The following is a 17,507-nucleotide window of genomic DNA, read 5'->3' as shown; positions in this document are numbered from 1 at the left end:
CGGTCCTTCTGTCACTCTCACCTTCAGAGTGCTAACGCAATGATTAGCACTCGGCATGGTCGAGTGCAAGCGCCTCCCGGGGGTTGCGGACACACTCAGCCCCGGGCGAACAGGGGGGCGCGCCCCGGGGCCCCGCGGGCGCCGCCGGCCCCGCGGGCGAGGTCCCGCCGCGGGCACGGCGAAGGGCCCGCACCCTGTGCGAGGTGCGGGCCCTTCGTGCAAGCAGCGTTCAGGCGCTGAGGCGAACCATGTCGGCCTGCGGGCCCTTCTGGCCCTGCGAGATCTCGAACTCCACCCGCTGACCCTCTTCCAGGGTGCGGTAGCCGTCCATCTGAATGGCGCTGTAGTGGACGAATACGTCCGCACCACCGTCGACCGCGATGAAGCCGTACCCCTTCTCCGCGTTGAACCACTTGACGGTGCCCTGAGCCATGCCTAACTCCCCTATTACTGGCCCTTGCACAGATCCACACTTCGCGGACCCGGGTCAGACCTCACCCCCCATTGGTCGGGGGCGTGCGCCGGAACGCGTCGACCGCCGCTGAATGTATCTGCCCAACTGCCCTCTGCAACAGGTCAATCGGACGAGAAATATGGACGTCAACGGTCCGGAATGTAGCGTAAATTCGTCCGAATTCAGGGCAAGTCGGGCCCCATGAAATGCGCAAAAGCCGCATAAAACACCCACAGTTTGGCTACTTCTCGCCGGGTGCGCCGCGGTGAATCCAAGGCCCCCGTCCCACGGCCCGGGAGCGGGTTCCCCAACTCTACCGTGCTCAATCACATAGATTGGCCCCCTCCGCTTCTCTCGCGGAGGGGGCCATTCAATGAACAATCGGTAACCGGCGTTACCAAAGGTAATGATCGGTCATTCTGTCAGCCGCCGGCGACGGCCGGAATGATGGAGACACCGGCGCCGTCCGGGGTCGCCGTCTGCAGCCCCTGCTCGAAACGGACGTCGTCGTCGTTGACGTACACGTTGACGAAGCGGCGCAGCCTGCCCTGGTCGTCCAGCACCCGCGCGGCGATCCCGGTGTGGTTCTTCTCCAGGTTCTCGATGACCTCGGCGAGGTTCGCGCCCTCGGCGGCGACCTCGGCCTGCCCGCCGGTGTAGGTGCGCAGGATGGTGGGGATGCGAACGGTCACGCTCATGCGAGGCCAGCCTCTCGGAAGGAGTCCAGGTTCGGGCGGATGGTGGCGGTGAGGCCGGTGCCGGCCACCGCGTCGAGGGTCTTGAGGCCGTCGCCGGTGTTGAGGACGACGGTGGTCTTCGCCGGATCCAGCACACCCTCCTTGAGCAGCTTGCGGGTGACGCCGACGGTCACCCCGCCCGCCGTCTCCGCGAAGATGCCCTCGGTCCGGGCCAGCAGCTTGATGGCGTCCACGACCTCCTCGTCCGTCACGTCCTCCACCGCTCCGCCGGTGCGGCGGGCGATGTCCAGGACGTACGGCCCGTCGGCCGGGTTGCCGATGGCGAGGGACTTGGCGATGGTGTCGGGCTTCTGCGGCCGCACGACGTCGTGGCCCGCCTTGTACGCGGTCGACACCGGCGAGCAGCCCGCGGCCTGGGCGCCGAAGATCTTGTACGGCCTGTCCTCGACCAGGCCGAGCCCGATCAGCTCCTGCAGACCCTTGTCGATCTTGGTGAGCTGGGAGCCGGAGGCGATCGGGACCACGATCTGGTCCGGCAGCCGCCAGCCGAGCTGCTCGCAGATCTCGTACGCCAGCGTCTTGGAGCCCTCGGCGTAGTACGGCCGCAGGTTGACGTTGACGAAGCCCCAGCCCTCACCGGCGGGATCGCCGATCAGCTCGGAGCAGAAACGGTTCACGTCGTCGTAGTTGCCCTCGATGCCGACGAGTTCGCCGCCGTACACCGCGGCCATGACGACCTTGCCCTGCTCCAGGTCGTGCGGGATGAACACGCAGGAACGGAAGCCGGCCCGGGCGGCGGCGGCGCCGACGGCGCCGGCGAGGTTGCCGGTGGAGGAGCAGGACAGGGTGGTGAAGCCGAAGGCGCGCGCGGCCTCCAGGGCCTGGGCGACGACGCGGTCCTTGAAGGAGTGCGTCGGGTTGCCGGAGTCGTCCTTCACGTACAGCCCGCCGGTGACGCCCAGCTCGCGGGCCAGGTTGTCGGCCTTGACGAGCTCGGTCCAGCCGGGGTTGAGGTTCGGCTTCCCGGCCACGTCGGAGGGGACGGGCAGCAGGGGCGCGTAGCGCCAGATGTTCGCGGGGCCCGCCTCGATGCGCCGGCGCAGTTCCTCGCTGTCGTAGGCGGAGAAGTCGTAGGCGATCTCCAGCGGGCCGAAACACTCCTCGCACGCGAAGACCGGTCCGAGGGGTACCCGGTGGCCGCATTCGCGACAGCTCAGGGCAGCGGCGGGACCGAGGTCGACGGCGGGATTGCTGGTGCTTGCAACTGTCTGCACAGCCATGGAGGCGAGGCCCTTTCTCCTCATCTTCCTCACGACGCATCTCGCCGTGAGACGGATTTGGCACCTTCCCTGGCCGGGAGCCTCGCGCGAAACGAGTGCGGCTCAGGGGGGTTGCCGGGGCTTCATCGGGCCGTGTCCCTCTGCCCCTCTGGATGAGCGGTATTCGGTTGTGGACGCCGGTCGGACCACGACATGCGATGGTCACCGGCGTTGTTCAAGACTGTAACCGACGGCCGGGACAGTTGAGATAGTCGTCCGAACCGCGAGATGCATCACCCCCCGCAACAGGTGTGATCACGACAGTGAGGAGCCGCAGACCGTGCTGGAAGAAGTCGAGCGCTGGCTGGCCACCCGCTCCTGGTCCGTGGCCGACCGCCCGCTGCACGGCGTCCTGGCCGCCAAGCAGCGCACCGGGCAGTCCGTCTCCGTCGTCCTGCCCGCGCTCAACGAGGAGGAGACGGTCGGCGACATCGTCGCCGTCATCCGTCGCGACCTCGTGCGGCAGGCCCCCCTGGTCGACGAGGTCGTCGTCGTCGACTCCGGCTCCACCGACCGCACCGCGGAGGTCGCCGCCGCGGCCGGCGCCCGGGTGGTGCACCGCGACAGCGTCCTGCCGCGCATACCGGCCGTCCCCGGCAAGGGCGAGGTGCTGTGGCGCTCGCTGCTGGCGACGAGCGGGGACATCGTCTGCTTCGTCGACGCCGACCTGAGGGAGTTCTCCTCCGACTTCGTCCTGGGCATCGTCGGCCCACTGCTCACCGATCCGGACGTCGACCTGGTCAAGGCCATGTACGACCGTCCGCTGACCGTGCCCGCCGGGCCCGCCCCCGGCACGACCGCCGCCGGGCAGGGCGGCCGGGTCACCGAGCTGATGGCCCGCCCGCTGCTGAACATGCACTGGCCGCAGCTCGCCGGCTTCGTGCAGCCGCTGGGCGGGGAGTACGCGGCCCGCCGCGCGCTGCTGGAGCAGCTTCCGTTCCCGGTGGGCTACGGCGTGGAGCTGGGCATGCTGGTGGACGCGCTGCACCTGGTGGGCCTGGACGCGCTGGCCCAGGTGGACGTCGGGGTGCGCAGGCACCGGCACCAGGACGGGCAGGCGCTCGGCCGGATGGCGGCGGCGATCTACCGCACCGCCCAGCTCCGGCTGGCCCGCGGCCACCTCGTACGGCCCTCGCTCACCCAGTTCGAGCGGGGCGAGGACGGGTTCGAGCCGCGCACCCACCCGGTGGACACCGAGGAGCGGCCGCCGATGGTGGAGATCGCGGAGTACGCGCACCGCAAGGTGGCGTGAGCGACCCGGGTGAGCGGTGCGGTGAACGCGGAAGAACGGCTGTATACGGCCCCCTTCCGGGGCGGAGCGTACGTTTGAGCGTTTCCGGGCCGGGCTAGGTTGAGAATCATGGCTTCCACGCAGGGTGCTGAGGTGCTGGTCGCGTCCAACCGCGGTCCGGTTTCGTACGAGGTGCTCGAGGACGGCTCGCTGAGCGCCAGACGGGGCGGGGGCGGGCTGGTCTCGGGGCTGTCGGCCATCGGGCCGGACACCGACGCGGTGTGGGTCTGCGCCGCGCTCGGCGACGGCGACCGGGAGGCGGCGCGGCGGGCGGGCGGCGGTCCGCTGCCGGCCGAGGACACCGGCGGGCAGCGGGTGCGGATGCTCGACATCGACGCGAGCGTGTTCGCCGACGCCTACAACGGCATCGCCAACTCGGTGCTCTGGTTCGTCCACCACATGCTGTACCAGACCCCGCTGGAGCCGGTCCTCGACGCCGGATTCCGCCGCCAGTGGGCCTCGTACCAGGCGTACAACCGGGCGTTCGCCGAGGCGCTGGCGCAGGAGGCGGCCGAGGGGGCCGCGGTGCTCGTCCAGGACTACCACCTGGCCCTCGCGCCCCGGATGCTCCGGCAGCTCCGTCCCGACCTGCGCATCGGCCACTTCTCGCACACCCCCTGGGCCCCGCCGGACTACTTCCGGCTGCTGCCCGACGACATCGCCGCCGAGCTGCTGACCGGCATCCTCGGCGCGGACCGGGCGGCGTTCCTGACCAGGCGCTGGGCGGACGCGTTCACGGACTGCTGCCACGCGGTGCTCGGCCCCGGCATCCCGTCCGGGACCCGGATCGGGGTGCACGGGCTCGGCGCGGACGCGGACTTCCTGCGCGAGCGGGCGCACCGGCCGGACGTGGACGAGCGGATGGCGGCCCTGCGCGCGGAGATCGGCGAGGGGCGCCGGACCGTCGTCCGGGTGGACCGCACCGAGCTGTCCAAGAACATCGTGCGCGGCCTGCTGGCCTACCGGCAGCTCCTGGAGGACCGCCCCGAGTGGCGCGAGCGGGTGGTGCACCTGGCGTTCGCCTACCCCTCGCGGCAGGACCTCGCCGTCTACCGCGACTACACGGCCGAGGTGCGGCGGGTAGCCGAAGAGATCAACTCCCGTTTCGGGACGCCCGGCTGGACGCCCGTGGTGCTGCACGTCAAGGACGACTTCGCCCGCTCCCTGGCCGCCTACCGGCTCGCCGACGTGGCCCTGGTCAACCCGATCCGGGACGGCATGAACCTGGTCGCCAAGGAGGTGCCGGTCGTCTCCGACGAGGGGTGCGCGCTGGTGCTGTCACGGGAGGCCGGGGCGTACGAGGAGCTGGGCGAGGACGCGATCGTGGTCAACCCCTACGACGTGGTGGGGACGGCGGACGCGCTGCACACGGCGCTGAGCCTGCCCCTGGACGAGCGCGCGGAGCGCTCCAAGCGGCTGGCCGCCGCCGCCACCGCGCTGCCGCCGGCGCAGTGGTTCCTGGATCAGCTCGGCGCGCTGACCGGCTGAGGCCGCGGCGCGGCGGGGCCTCCCCCGGCGGACCGGGGCACGGCCCGGGGCCGTGCCCCGGCAGGGGCTGCGGGAGGGACTACGGGAGTGCCCCGAGCCGCGCCGCCAGCGCCCGCAGAAGCGCGACGACGCCCTCCGGGCCGTCGACCACCAGGTCCGCCCGTTCGGCCAGCGCCGTGACCTCGGTGCTGCCGCTGCAGACCAGCAGGCCGGGGACGCCCGCGGCGCGCAGTTCCCCGACGGCCGCGAAGGCGGGCAGGTCGCCCAGGTCGTCGCCCGCGTAGAGGACGGACCCGGCGGCGGTGCGGCGGGCGTGGTCGAGGAGGGCGACGCCCTTGTCCATGCCGGGCGGGCGCAGTTCCAGGACCAGGCGGCCGGGTTCGACGATCAGCCCGTGCCGGGCGGCGAGTTCCGTCAGGGGCCCGCGCAGGGCCTCGAAGGCGGCCAGGGGGTCGTCCGCGCGGCGGGTGTGCACGGCGACGGCCCGGCCCTTGTCCTCGGTCCAGGTGCCGTGCCCGGCACCGGCGCGCTCCAGCAGTCCGGGCAGTTCGGCGCGGACCGCGGCGACACCGGGATGCGGCGGGGGCGCCGTGACCTCGCCGGTCGCGGCGTCCCAGCGCTCGGCGCCGTAGTGGCCGAGGACGGTGAGGTGTTCCAGGCCGGGCACGTCCGCGAAGCCCCCGTACCGCACCGCGACCTCGGCGGGCCGGCCGGTGACCACGGCGACGGAGGCCACCTCGGGGGCGAGTCCGGCGAGCGCGGGAACGGCGTCGGGATGGGCGCGGGCCCGTTCGGGGTCGGCGACGATCGGGGCGAGGGTGCCGTCGAAGTCGAGCCCGATCACCGCCGCGCGGGGCTTGGCCAGCAGCGTGCGCAGTCCGTCGCGGCCGGCCTGGGTCGCCGGGGTCGGCAGGAGGTCCATACAGGGACAGTATCCGGCGCGGGCCAGGGTCACTCCTGGAGCGTTCCGCCCGGCCCGCGCCGGGCCTCGGCGCTCGGCGCGGCGCGCCTCAGCGCTCGGCTCGGCGGGCCTCCCGCACCCTGCGCAGGCGGTTGACCGTGACCGGGTCCGCGGCGAGCGCCCGGGCGTCGTCCAGGAGGGCGTTGAGGAGCTGGTAGTAGCGCACCGGGGCGAGGCCCAGTTCCTCTCGGATGGCCCGTTCCTTCGCGCCGGGGCCGGCGAAGCCCCGGCGCTCCAGCGCCAGGATGGCCCGTTCGCGGCTGCCCAGTTCCTCCATGGAGGCAACCGTAGCGCCGGGCACCGACAGCCGGCCCGGGGCCTGTCCGGCGGAGCACACCGCAGACGCGGGGCCCACCGGGGCCGGCGTGCCACCGGCCCCGGCGCCCGCCCGGTCCGCCGGACGGGCCCGAGCCTGCCGCTTCGCGCCGGCGCGGTCCGCGGCACCCGTGCCGCGTCAGCCAGGCTCTGCCCGCCGAGGAGCGGGGTCCGCCGGGTGCTCCCGACGTGCCGGCCGGAAGCCCTCGTACCGGGCGTACCCGGGCTCTCGGCCGGTGCGGCGGGAGTGCCCGCCGGGCATCGCGACGGGGCGGGCCCCGGCCGACGCGGCACTGGCTGGTGCTGCGACCGGAAGGGTCCACCGGCTCGCGGCGTCCGGCACGGCACCGCGCCGCGTCGTCGCATCACCCGAGTACATCCGGTACGCGGACGACGCTCCGCCTTGCGCTGCACCGCACCGGACGCCGCGAGCCTTCCGGCAGACCCTTCCGGTCACAGCACTAGTTCACGTCGGCGCTGTCCGCGGCCGACGCCATCGACTGCAGCCGGGCCAGCACGTCGGCGGGGCTGCCGCCGGAGGTGACGGCCTGGCCGATGTTCTTCTTCACGGACGCGCTGACGGAGGCCCACGAGGTCTTGCCGACCGGGTAGAGCTCGGAGAGCGGGAGCTCGTCGAGGAAGGGGCGCAGGGCCCGGTCGCCGGCCGCGTCCGAGTCGGACATGGCTCTGGACGCGGAGTCGGTGACCGGCAGCAGCCCGTACTCGCGGGAGAAGGCGAGGACGTTCTTCCGCTCGTAGACGAAGTCGAGGAAGTCGCCGATCTCCCGGGCGTGCCCGTTCTGCCGGAAGCCCATCATCCAGTCGGCGACGCCCATGGAGGCCTTGGCCCGGCCGGTGCGGCCCGGCATCGGGACCGTGCCGAACTTCACGCCCTTCCTGGCGGCCTGCTGGATCAGTGTGGGGTGGCCGTTGAGCATGCCCACCTGGCCGTCGGCGAAGGCCGCGAAGGCGTCCGCGCGGTTGAGCTTGCCGGGGGCGACCGGGCCGGTCAGGCCCTTGCCGACCAGGTCGTCGCGGAGCCAGGTGAAGGTCTCTATGTTCTTCGCGGAGTCGATGCTGTAGGTGCCGATGTCGTCGGTGTAGCCGTCGCCGCCGCCCAGGAGCCACTGCATGGTCTCGGCCTGCGCCTCCTCGGGGCCGAGCGGCAGCGCGTAGGGGTACTTCACGCCCTTGTCCTTGAGCGCGCCGGCGTCGGCCGCCAGCTCGTCCCAGGTGGTGGGCGGGGTGATGCCGGCCTGGCTGAACAGGGTCTTGTTGTAGAAGAGCACCCGGGTGGAGGCCGCGAACGGGATGCCGTACTGCACGTGCTTCCACTGGCCGGCGTCGGAGAGCGCGGCGAGGAAGTCGGCCTGGGTGCGGATGGAGAGCAGGTCGGAGGCCTGGTACAGCTTTCCGTCGGCCGCGTAGTCGGCGTAGGCGCCGATCTGGGCCAGGTCCGGGGCGTTCCCGGCGTCGACCATCTCCTTGACCTCGCGGTCGACGTCGTTCCAGGAGTAGACGCTGACCTCGACCTTCACCCCGTGCTGGGCCTCGTACTCCTGGGCCAGCTCGTCCCAGTACTTCTTGGAGCCGTTCGCCGCCGAGTCGCCGTAGTCGGCCGCGACGAGTCTGAGGGTCACGTCGGAGTCCGTGCTCCCGCAGCCGCCGAGAACCGCCGTCATGCCCAGTGCGGACACCACCGCGATCATTTCTGCCGTACGCCGACGCACCCTCAAAGCCCCAACCCTGCTGTCTGACCGTTCCATTTGCGGACGCATAAGGTCTACACCACGCGAGTGGACTAGACCTCTTGTGGGTCAGGGGGCCACACTGTCCCCCGTGAGACATGTCATCGCCCTGGACGTCGGCGGTACCGGGATGAAGGCCGCCCTCGTCGGAGACGACGGCGAGCTGCTGCACCGTGCCCGCCGGGCGACGGGACGTGAGCGCGGACCGGACGCGGTGGTCGAGACGCTCCTCGGCTTCGCCGCGGAACTGCGCGCGTACGGCGTCGCGGCCTGCGGCGAGCCGGCCTCGGCGGCCGGTGTCGCGGTCCCCGGCATCGTCGACGACGAGCGCGGCATCGCCGTGTACGCCGCCAACCTCGGCTGGCGCGACGTCCCGCTGCGCACCCTGCTCGCCGAGCGCCTGGGCGTCCCGGTGGCGCTCGGCCACGACGTGCGCACCGGCGGGCTCGCCGAGGGACGGATCGGCGCGGGCAGGGGTGCCGACCGGTTCCTCTTCGTACCGCTGGGCACCGGGATCGCGGGCGCCATCGGCGTGGACGGCCGGGTGGAGGCGGGCGCGCACGGCTTCGCCGGCGAGGTCGGGCACATCGTCGTGCGGCCCGGCGGCACCCCGTGCCCCTGCGGGCAGCACGGCTGCCTGGAGCGGTACGCCTCCGCGTCCGCCGTCAGCGAGGCATGGGCCGCGGCCTGCGGGGACCCGGAGGCGGACGCGGCCGACTGCGCCAAGGCCGTCGCGTCCGGTGACCCGAACGCCGCCCGGGTGTGGCAGGAGGCGGTGGACGCGCTCGCCGACGGGCTCGTCACCGCGCTCACCCTGCTGGACCCGCGCAGGCTGATCATCGGTGGCGGCCTGGCCGAGGCGGGGGAAGTGTTGTTCCAGCCGCTGCGGGACGCCGTCCGGCGCCGGGTCACCTTCCAGAAACTGCCGTCCATCGTCCCCGCCGCCCTCGGCGACACCGCCGGCTGCCTGGGCGCGGGACTTCTCGCCCGGGATCTCCTCGACTCCACCGGCCCCACGACCGACCCCTCGGAGGTAACCGCCTGATGGCTCCCAGCTTGGTTCTCACAGGTGCTCGGGTGGTGCTGCCCACCGGGGTGGTGGACGACGGGCGCGTGGTCGTGGAGGGCACGAGGATCACCGCGGCCGGTGCGCCGGACACCGGGGGCACCGCGGCCCCGGCCGGCGCCGAGGTGGTCGACGTCAGCGGCCACTGGCTGGTCCCGGGGTTCGTGGACATCCACAACCACGGCGGCGGCGGGGCGTCCTTCGCCGGCTCGGCCGAGGAGATCCTCACCGCCGTCCGCACCCACCGGCGGCACGGCACCACCACGCTGGTCGCCTCCACCGTCACCGACGAGATGGACCTGCTGGTCCGGCAGGCCGGGCTGCTGAGCGAGCTGGCGGAGCAGGGGGACATCGCGGGCATCCACTTCGAGGGGCCCTTCATCTCGCCCTGCCGCAAGGGCGCGCACTCCGAGGAACTGCTGCGCGACCCTGATCCGGCCGAGGTGCGCAAGCTGATCGACGCGGGGCGCGGCCGGGCGAGGATGGTCACGCTCGCGACGGAACTGCCGGGCGGCATCGACTCGGTGCGGCTGCTCGCCGAGCACGGGGTCATCGCGGCGGTCGGGCACACGGACGCCACCTACGAGCAGACCGTCGCGGCCGTCGACGCGGGCGCCACCGTCGCCACCCACCTCTTCAACGCCATGCCCGTGCTGGGCCACCGGTCCCCCGGCCCGGTCGCCGCCCTGCTGGAGGACGAGCGGGTCACCGTCGAGCTGATCAACGACGGCACCCATCTGCACCCCGCCGCGCTGGAGCTGGCGTTCCGTCACGCGGGCGCCGACCGGGTCGCGTTCATCACGGACGCGATGGACGCGGCCGGCAGCGGCGACGGCCGCTACCTGCTCGGGCCGCTGGAGGTCGAGGTCAGCGAGGGCGTGGCCCGGCTGGTGCACGGCGGTTCCATCGCCGGCTCCACCCTGACCCTGGACCGCGCGTTCAAGCGGGCGGTGACGGTCGACGGGCTGACGGTACGGGACGCCGTCACCGCGCTGTCCGTGAACCCGGCCCGGCTGCTGGGCCTGTCCGGCCGCATCGGCTCCCTGGAGCCCGGGAAGGACGCCGACCTGGTGCTGCTGGACGCGGACTTCGACCTCAAGGGCGTGCTGCGCCAGGGGGAATGGGTCGTCACGCCCCAACTGCCCTGATCCATTCCCGCACCGGGAGACGGTGACCGACCCGCGCCCTGGGCCGGCCGCCGTCTCTTTGGCATGATCGGGTCCCCGCAAACCGATGGCGCGACGGACTTCGAGGGAGGTCGGACCTGGTGATCCTCACGGTCACGTTGAACACCGCTCTCGACATCACCTACCGCGTACGGTCGCTGCGGCCGCACGCCTCGCACCGGGTCACCCAGGTCCTCGAACGGCCGGGCGGCAAGGGCGTGAACGTGGCCCGGGTCCTGGCCGCCCTCGGCCACGAGGCGACCGCCACCGGCTTCGCGGGCGGCACCACCGGCCGGGTGCTGCGCGACCACCTCGCGGACGTACCCGGGGTGACGGACGCGCTGGTGCCGATCGGCGGGGCCACCCGGCGCACGGTCGCCGTCGTGGACGAACGGACCGGCGACACCACCCAGTTCAACGAGCCGGGCCCGCAGATAGCCCCGGCCGAGTGGAGCGCCTTCCAGGACCGGTACGCGCAACTGCTCGGCGGCGCCTCGGCGGTGGCGCTGTCCGGCAGCCTCCCGCCGGGCGTGCCGGTGGGCGCGTACGCGGGGCTGATCCGCGCGGCCCGGGCCCACGGTGTCCCCGTGCTGCTGGACTCCGGTGGGGAGCCGCTGCGCCGGGGGGTGGCGGCCCGCCCCGACATCATCAAGCCGAACGCCGACGAACTGGCCGAACTCACCGGCTCCCACGAGCCGTCGCGCGCCACCCAGGACGCCCGCCGGCGCGGCGCCCACGCGGTGGTCGCGTCACTGGGCCCGGAGGGCCTGCTCGCGGCCACCCCCGAGGGCCGCTGGCACGCCGCCCCACCGGCGCGCGTCCACGGCAACCCGACCGGCGCCGGCGACTCTGCGGTGGCGGCCCTGCTCTCGGGCCTCGTGGAACGACTCCCCTGGCCGGCCCGTCTGGCACGCGCCGCGGCCCTGTCGGCGGCAACGGTCCGGGCACCGGGCGCCGGCGAGTTCGACCCCGGGACCTACGAGGAGCTGCTGACCCGGGTCGCGGTGACCGGGGTGGCCAGCGCGGCGTGAGCGGTCAGCTCTTGACCTGGCCCTTCTTGATCCAGAACTGGTCCAGCAGGGCGTCGCACTTGTCGCCGGGCTGGCAGGAGACGGAGACCGTGTTGTGGCCCTTGTCGAGGGTGGGCCACACGAAGGTCGTGGTCCAGCCCTTGGAGAAGTCGCCGTCGTTGGTGTGCGTGTAGTTCTTCAGCGGCAGCTTGCTGCCGAACGGCTTGCCGTTGACGGTGACCGTCATCGCCTGGTCGTCGACCACGCTGAAGTGCGCGAAGAGGGTGTAGGCCCCCTGCTCGGGAACGTTGTCGAACGTCCAGGTGACCGAGGACCCGACGCTGTTCAGACCACCCACATAGGTGCCGCCCGCCGCCTGGGCGCCCTTGACGTCCGAGGCCTTGGTGGCGTTGCCGGCGAGCTGGAGGGCGGCGGCGTCCGTCTTCGGCAGTTCACCGGCCGGCGCCGAGGCGCTGGTGGACGAGCTGGGCTTCTCGGCCTGGGACTGGGCCGGGGAGGCGTCCGCCTGGCTGCCGGACTTGTCGTCGTCCGTGTTGCCGTTGATCATCGCCACGCCGATGCCGATGACGACCGCGGCGACCACCGCGATCGCGCCGATCAGCAGGCCCTTGGTGTTCGGGCCGCGGCGTCCGCCGCCGCCGCCGGTGGGCGGCATGGGCTGCCGGCTCGCCGGAGCGCCGCCGGGCAGCGTCTCCGGGGCCTGGTAGTGGGCGTTCGACTGACCGTAGGCGCCCTGCTGCGGGACCGTGGCCTGCGGCTGCGCGTACTGGCGCTCGCCGACCGTGCGCACTCTGCTGACCGAGTTCGGGTAGCCGTAGCCGCCCGACGGCGGCTGGGCTCCTCGGGCCTGGCCGTCGGCGTACAGGTAGCCGAACGGGTCGTCGTCCTCGGGCGTGCTCGCGCCGCGGTCGCCGGGCGTCATCCCTTGGTACTCCTCAACAGGTGCGGGTGAATGCGATACGGATGTGGAATGGCGAGCCTACCCGCTTCGTCTGGGCCAAACGGGTGACTCGCATCGCATCAGCTCACTGACCTGCGATTCATCCGGCGCGTCGATGCTGTTTGGGACGAGATCGTTTCTCTACGTACATCCGTTCGTCGGCGGACTTCAACACTTCGTCCGCCGTCATGCCGCAGTGCGCCCAGCCGATGCCGAAGCTCGCGCCCACCCGGACGGCCCGGCCCTCGGCGCGGATGGGCTGGATGATCTCGTTGCGCAGACGAACGGCCAGGTCCTGGGCGTCGGCCTTGCCCAGGCCGTCGGCGAGGATCACGAACTCGTCGCCGCCGAGCCGGGCGACCGTGTCGCCGTCGCGCACCCCGCGGGTCAGCCGCCGGGCGACCTCGATGAGCACCGCGTCGCCCGCGTTGTGGCCGAACCTGTCGTTGATCGACTTGAAGCCGTCCAGGTCGCAGAAGAGGACCGCGAGCCCCTTGGTGCCGTCGTCGCGGCCGTCCTCGGGGGCGACGGTGTGGACGTGGTGGTCGTAGCCGTCGTACGCCTCCGCGCCCTGCGCGAAGTCGAAGCCGTGCCCGGGCGGGGCGTCGAAGGCGGGGTGGCCGTAGGCCGCGTCCAGGGACTCCAGGGCGCCGGCGTGGGCCGGGCGGTGGCACAGGCGCGCGGACAGCCGGGAACGCAGCTCGGCGGAGTTCGGCAGCCCGGTGAGGGAGTCGTGGGAGGCCCGGTGGGCGAGCTGCAGCTCGCGGCGCTTGCGCTCCTCGATGTCCTCGACGTGGGTCAGCAGGAAGCGGGGCCCGTCGGCGGCGTCGGCGACGACGCTGTTGCGCAGGCTCACCCAGACGTAGCTGCCGTCACGGCGGCCCAGGCGGAGCTCGGCCCGGCCGCCCTCGGCGGACGTCCGGAGCAGCGTGCCGATGTCCTCGGGGTGGACCAGGTCGGAGAAGGAGTAGCGGCGCATCGCGGAGGCGGGGCGGCCCAGCAGCCGGCACAGGGCGTCGTTGGTGCGCAGGATGCGGCCGTGCTGGTCGCCGCCCATCTCGGCGATCGCCATGCCGGAGGGCGCGTACTCGAAGGCCTGCCGGAAGCTCTCCTCGCTGGCCCTGAGCGCCTGCTGCTCGCGCTCCAGGCGGACCAGGGCGCGCTGCATGTTGGAACGCAGGCGCGCGTTGCTGATCGCGATGGCGGCCTGGAAGGCGTACATCTGCAGGGCCTCTCGGCCCCAGGCGCCGGGGTGACGGCCGTTGCGCGGCCGGTCGACGGATATGACGCCGAGCAGTTCCCCGGAGGAGCCGCCGCCCTGCGCCCCGGGCGTGTACATGGGGGCGAAGAGGCGGTCGGAAGGGTGCCACTCGTCCTCGAAGCGGGGGGCGGGACCGTCGGTGTACCACTGCGGGACGTCGTCGTCGTCCAGCACCCAGCCCTCGGTGTGGGGTATGAACACGAGGTCGCCCCACTGCTCGCCCATGGCGAGCCGCCGCTCCCAGGACTCGCGGGAGCCGACCCGGCCGGTGATCAGGGCCTCGGCGGCGGAGTTTCCGGAGAAGGCGGCGATGACGAGGTCCCCGTCGGGCCGTACGAGGTTGACGCACGCCAGCTCGTAGCCCAGAGCGCTGACCGCGCCGTCGGCGACCGTCTGCAGTGTGTCCGCCAGGCTGCGCGCCGTGTTCATGTCGGCCATGACCTGGTGCAGCTGCCGCAGGGACGCAAGGCGGACGTACGGCTCGGACTCGGTCTCCATGCTCGCCCTCCCCCCGAGACCTCGCAGCGAATCAAGGGCTGTCTTCGGCGCTTCCCTACAGTGCGTCCCGTCGTCTCTCAGTGGTCTTCAGCCACTGAATCACAGCGCGCTGCCCACTCGGTACACAGGGTCAACAATATCTGTCCCTTGTGACTCAAGTCACAGGGGAACGTGAACAATTGAGTGGAGTTTCTGCATTTTCCCTGCGCGTTTACCGAACGCAAGCTTTGTCGTCGTGCGCACATGATGCACGAACCGTCACTTCGTGGTCCCCCGGTCCTAGGTCCCGGCTGGTCCCGGGGCCCGATGCGGACCGCCCGGAGCGGAGATTAGCGTTCACGGCGTGCTGAACACCTCCTCCCCCACCGCCACAGCAGTCACCGGGCATGCTGAGGGGGTGAGCAACGACGAGTTCCGGGCCGCCATGTCCCGGCTGGGCGCGGGCGTGGTCCTGGTGACCGCGCAGGAGCCGCCGCTCGACCCCGACGACCCGGACGCGCCCGGCGGCGAGGACGTCGGCATGACCGCGACCGCCTTCATGTCCGTGTCGCTGGACCCTCCGCTGGTGATGGTCAGCCTGCGGGAGGGCTCGCGCATGGACGACCTGCTCGGCGAACAGCCGCTGTGGGCGGTCTCGGTGCTCACCGAGGGCCAGCGCCACATCGCCGGGCGCTTCGCCATGAAGGGCCGCATCAGCGACCGGCTGCTCTTCCAGGACCTGCCGCGTGAACGCGGGGAGCTCACCGGCGCCCCCCTGCTGGGCGGCGCGCTGGCCACCCTGGAGTGCCGCACCGAGCAGCGGGTGACGGCCGGCGACCACACCCTGGTCATCGGCCGGGTACTGACCGCGCGGGCACCGGACACGGAGGGCGGCCCACTGATGTACTACCGGGGCCGCTACCGGCAGTTGGGCTGACGGCCGACCCGGATCGCCGCACCCCGGGACGGCCCGCACCCGCCTCAACTCGGCCCCAGGACGGGCGAACCTCCATGTGCGGGAGGTAGGCCCACGGGCAGCCCGTCCGGCCCTGGTAGAGGATCGAGTCCACGATCTCCCGCATGGCGTAGGCGCCCTGGTGGCCGCTGACCGAGCGATGCCGCTCCTTCCACGCCGCGATCACCGGCTCGTTCGACGACCACTGCGCACACACCACCGTCCCCGAATCGAGAGATCGCACGCAGCCGTATGAAGAGGCTGTGCCGATCAGGTGAACCAAGCGGAGGCGGACCGGGGCGGCGTCGAAGAGCGGGAAGGCCTGGCGACCAGCGGCAGGAGCCCGTCGCGTTCCGAGTGCCGGGGACCCCAGGAGGAGAGAGGTAGTCACATGCCTGATCCGCGTCCGTTCCGCTGCCGCGGGGGCGCACTGCTTGGCGGAGTCCTGACCGCCGTTCTGGCCCTTGCCCCCGCCACGGCCCACGCTGGCCAGGGCGACCATCCCGAAGGCCCTGACGGACGCGTCCCCTCTGTCGAGTCCTGGGGCTTGAACGACGGCGGGCAACTCGGTGACGGCACCACTACCGAGAGGCACACTCCGGTCACGGTTTCCGGGATCACCGCTGTCACCGGCCTCGGCACCGGCTCACAGGCCCTCCACGGCCTGGCCGTCCTGCCCAACCACACCGTCAAAGCCTGGGGACACAACTTCAACGGGCAAGTCGGTGACGGCACGACCGTCGACCACTCGACCCCCGGCACCGTCACCGACATCACCACCGCCACCCAGGCCGCCGCCGGACTCTCCCACAGCCTGGCGCTGCTGAAGGACGGCACCGCCAAGGCCTGGGGGCGCAATGACTTCGGGCAGCTCGGCGACGGCACCACCACCGACCGCACCACTCCCGTGACCGTGTCCGGCCTCACCAACGCGGTCGCCATCGCCGCCGGCGGCTCCCACGGCCTGGCGCTGCTGAAGGACGGCACCGCCAAGGCCTGGGGGCGCAATGACTTCGGGCAGCTCGGCGACGGCACCACCACCGACCGCACCACTCCCGTGACCGTGTCCGGCCTCACCAACGCGGTCGCCATCGCCGCCGGCGGCTCCTACAACCTGGCGCTGCTGAAGGACGGCACCGTCAAGGCCTGGGGTTTCAACAACAGCGGGCAGCTCGGCGACGGCACCACCACCAACCGCACCACTCCCGTGACCGTGTCCGGCCTCACCAACGCGGTCGCCATCGCCGCCGGCGGCTCCCACAGCCTCGCAGCCACAGATGGCCGCCGGACCACGGGCCCGCATACCGGCAGCGGCCTCTACACCTGGGGCGACAACAATTTCGGGCAACTCGGTGACGGCACCACCACCAACCGCAGCACCCCGACTCTCATCGCCACCGGACTGACCGCCTACACCCACCTCGCCGCGGGCCTCGCCCGCAGCCTCGCCGCGGGAGACGGCCCCGACGGGACTGCCTGATCAACGGATCCGCGGATCAAGGGAGAGACGCCGAGTGAGCGGGACGATCGAGCACGAGTCCGTGGAGGACCGGCCGGTGATGCGATGCCGTCGGCCCCGTCGGACGAGCGGCTCGCCGCGATGCCGGTCGACCGAGCCCGGAGCGAGGGCCTGCAACTGATCGGTGAGGGCGAGCTGTTGCAGATGCCGACCAAGCGGGTGCCGGAGTCCGCAGTCCGCCCTGGAGCAGGAGGAACAGCGAGCGCCCCTGCCCGGATCGCCACCCTCCGCCCGGCGCACGCCGGCCGCATGGGTTCCCACCCTCAGCCCCAGTCCCGCCCGGAGCGGCCGCGTTTGCGCTGCGAGTGCTGCTTCTTCTCACGCAGCCGGCGCTCGTTGATGCCGCGGGGGACGCGGGTGGGGCGGCGCGGCTTGGGCGGGGGCGCGGTGGCCTCGGCCAGGAGGGCGGCGAGGCGTACGGCGGCGGTCTCGCGGTTGCGCCACTGGGAGCGGTGCTCGGAGGACCGTACGACGACCACGCCGTCCACCAGCCGCCCGGCCAGCCGGCTCAGCGCCCGCTCCTTCCACACCGGCGGCAGCGCCTCGGTGCGCGCCAGGTCGAAGCGCAGCTCGACCTGCGAGTCACTGGTGTTGACGTGCTGCCCGCCCGGCCCGGAGGACCTCGAGAAACGCCACATCAGCTCGGCCTCGGGCAGCGAGACCGAACCGCGGATGACATGGGGACCGGACATGCCTTCCATGTTCCCGGTCCGGCCCGGCCCACGTCACCCGGTTTTCGCCCCGCGGCGGCCACATGGGTAAAAAAGGTAAAGGGACCCGGAACCACCGGGACCCCCCTCGACGTTCTCCCCGGTGAC

17 protein-coding genes and 1 riboswitch are annotated in these 17,507 nt (G+C 72.4%); of the genes, 7 read left to right on the top strand and 10 right to left on the bottom strand.

Annotated features, from left to right (window positions below):
• Nucleotides 1-229: 229 nt before the first annotated feature.
• The 3 genes from MXD57_RS03025 to thrC form a co-directional block, all read right to left on the bottom strand.
• A complete protein-coding gene (locus tag MXD57_RS03025) occupies nucleotides 230-433 on the bottom strand; it encodes a cold-shock protein (protein WP_004929928.1) in 204 nt (67 codons plus the stop codon).
• 443 nt (nucleotides 434-876) lie between these two features.
• Entirely contained in the window at nucleotides 877-1,152 is a 276-nt protein-coding gene (locus tag MXD57_RS03020; protein ID WP_250399679.1) for a MoaD/ThiS family protein, read from the bottom strand.
• Nucleotides 1,149-2,432: a threonine synthase gene (gene thrC, locus MXD57_RS03015; RefSeq protein ID WP_250399678.1), complete on the bottom strand. Its 1,284-nt coding sequence runs from the start codon at nucleotides 2,430-2,432 to the stop codon at nucleotides 1,149-1,151. Before thrC ends, MXD57_RS03020 begins: the two co-directional genes overlap by 4 nt.
• A 17-nt stretch (nucleotides 2,433-2,449) precedes the next feature.
• Nucleotides 2,450-2,591, bottom strand: a riboswitch (SAM riboswitch).
• Nucleotides 2,592-2,751: 160 nt separating this feature from the next.
• Here thrC and MXD57_RS03010 point away from each other — a divergent pair.
• Nucleotides 2,752-3,723, top strand: a complete 972-nt coding sequence (locus tag MXD57_RS03010) for a glucosyl-3-phosphoglycerate synthase (RefSeq protein WP_250399677.1) — start codon at nucleotides 2,752-2,754, stop codon at nucleotides 3,721-3,723.
• Nucleotides 3,724-3,831: 108 nt separating this feature from the next.
• Nucleotides 3,832-5,250 carry an alpha,alpha-trehalose-phosphate synthase (UDP-forming) gene (locus MXD57_RS03005; RefSeq protein ID WP_250399676.1) on the top strand — a complete coding sequence of 473 codons (1,419 nt, stop codon included), beginning with the start codon at nucleotides 3,832-3,834 and terminating at the stop codon, nucleotides 5,248-5,250.
• Between the two features lie 79 nt (nucleotides 5,251-5,329).
• On the opposite strand, the gene otsB is transcribed toward MXD57_RS03005, so the two are convergent.
• The 3 genes from otsB to MXD57_RS02990 all read right to left on the bottom strand — a co-directional run bounded on the left by otsB (nucleotide 5,330) and on the right by MXD57_RS02990 (nucleotide 8,292).
• Entirely contained in the window at nucleotides 5,330-6,172 is an 843-nt protein-coding gene (gene otsB, locus MXD57_RS03000; protein ID WP_250399675.1) for a trehalose-phosphatase, read from the bottom strand.
• An 88-nt stretch (nucleotides 6,173-6,260) separates the two neighbouring features.
• The gene (locus tag MXD57_RS02995; RefSeq protein WP_250399674.1) at nucleotides 6,261-6,488 is read right to left on the bottom strand and encodes a DUF3263 domain-containing protein; all 228 of its coding nucleotides are present in this window, start codon (nucleotides 6,486-6,488) and stop codon (nucleotides 6,261-6,263) included.
• Nucleotides 6,489-6,987: 499 nt separating this feature from the next.
• A complete protein-coding gene (locus tag MXD57_RS02990) occupies nucleotides 6,988-8,292 on the bottom strand; it encodes an extracellular solute-binding protein (RefSeq protein ID WP_441350700.1) in 1,305 nt (434 codons plus the stop codon).
• 73 nt (nucleotides 8,293-8,365) lie between these two features.
• Here MXD57_RS02990 and MXD57_RS02985 point away from each other — a divergent pair, with 73 nt between their 5' ends.
• The 3 genes from MXD57_RS02985 (at nucleotide 8,366) to MXD57_RS02975 (ending at nucleotide 11,537) form a co-directional block, all read left to right on the top strand.
• Nucleotides 8,366-9,319, top strand: a complete 954-nt coding sequence (locus tag MXD57_RS02985; protein WP_250399672.1) for an ROK family protein — start codon at nucleotides 8,366-8,368, stop codon at nucleotides 9,317-9,319.
• Nucleotides 9,319-10,488 (top strand): N-acetylglucosamine-6-phosphate deacetylase, encoded by a 1,170-nt coding sequence (nagA, locus tag MXD57_RS02980; RefSeq protein WP_250399671.1) that lies wholly within the window; start codon nucleotides 9,319-9,321, stop codon nucleotides 10,486-10,488. Before MXD57_RS02985 ends, nagA begins: the two co-directional genes overlap by 1 nt.
• A 119-nt stretch (nucleotides 10,489-10,607) precedes the next feature.
• Nucleotides 10,608-11,537 (top strand): 1-phosphofructokinase family hexose kinase, encoded by a 930-nt coding sequence (locus MXD57_RS02975; protein ID WP_250399670.1) that lies wholly within the window; start codon nucleotides 10,608-10,610, stop codon nucleotides 11,535-11,537.
• 4 nt (nucleotides 11,538-11,541) lie between these two features.
• On the opposite strand, the gene MXD57_RS02970 is transcribed toward MXD57_RS02975, so the two are convergent.
• Complete coding sequence (locus MXD57_RS02970) at nucleotides 11,542-12,459, bottom strand: carbohydrate-binding protein (protein WP_250399669.1); 918 nt, start codon at nucleotides 12,457-12,459, stop codon at nucleotides 11,542-11,544.
• Between the two features lie 118 nt (nucleotides 12,460-12,577).
• Nucleotides 12,578-14,236: a diguanylate cyclase CdgB gene (gene cdgB, locus MXD57_RS02965; RefSeq protein WP_250399668.1), complete on the bottom strand. Its 1,659-nt coding sequence runs from the start codon at nucleotides 14,234-14,236 to the stop codon at nucleotides 12,578-12,580.
• Between the two features lie 397 nt (nucleotides 14,237-14,633).
• On the opposite strand from cdgB, the gene MXD57_RS02960 reads away from it, so the two are divergent.
• Complete coding sequence (locus MXD57_RS02960) at nucleotides 14,634-15,152, top strand: flavin reductase family protein (protein WP_308290645.1); 519 nt, start codon at nucleotides 14,634-14,636, stop codon at nucleotides 15,150-15,152.
• Here MXD57_RS02960 and MXD57_RS31730 read toward each other — a convergent pair.
• Complete coding sequence (locus tag MXD57_RS31730; protein WP_308290644.1) at nucleotides 15,064-15,414, bottom strand: transposase; 351 nt, start codon at nucleotides 15,412-15,414, stop codon at nucleotides 15,064-15,066. The genes MXD57_RS02960 and MXD57_RS31730 overlap by 89 nt on opposite strands.
• Before the next feature lie 147 nt (nucleotides 15,415-15,561).
• Here MXD57_RS31730 and MXD57_RS02950 point away from each other — a divergent pair, with 147 nt between their 5' ends.
• Nucleotides 15,562-16,650, top strand: a complete 1,089-nt coding sequence (locus tag MXD57_RS02950) for an RCC1 domain-containing protein (protein WP_441350699.1) — start codon at nucleotides 15,562-15,564, stop codon at nucleotides 16,648-16,650.
• Between the two features lie 302 nt (nucleotides 16,651-16,952).
• Here MXD57_RS02950 and arfB read toward each other — a convergent pair whose 3' ends face one another.
• A complete protein-coding gene (arfB, locus tag MXD57_RS02945) occupies nucleotides 16,953-17,390 on the bottom strand; it encodes an alternative ribosome rescue aminoacyl-tRNA hydrolase ArfB (RefSeq protein WP_250399664.1) in 438 nt (145 codons plus the stop codon).
• Nucleotides 17,391-17,507 lie beyond the last annotated feature (117 nt).

Origin of the sequence: Streptomyces cellostaticus (assembly GCF_023630175.1) — a bacterium.
Lineage (GTDB): Bacteria > Actinomycetota > Actinomycetes > Streptomycetales > Streptomycetaceae > Streptomyces > Streptomyces cellostaticus_A.
This window is presented reverse-complemented; position numbering and strand designations above follow the sequence as displayed.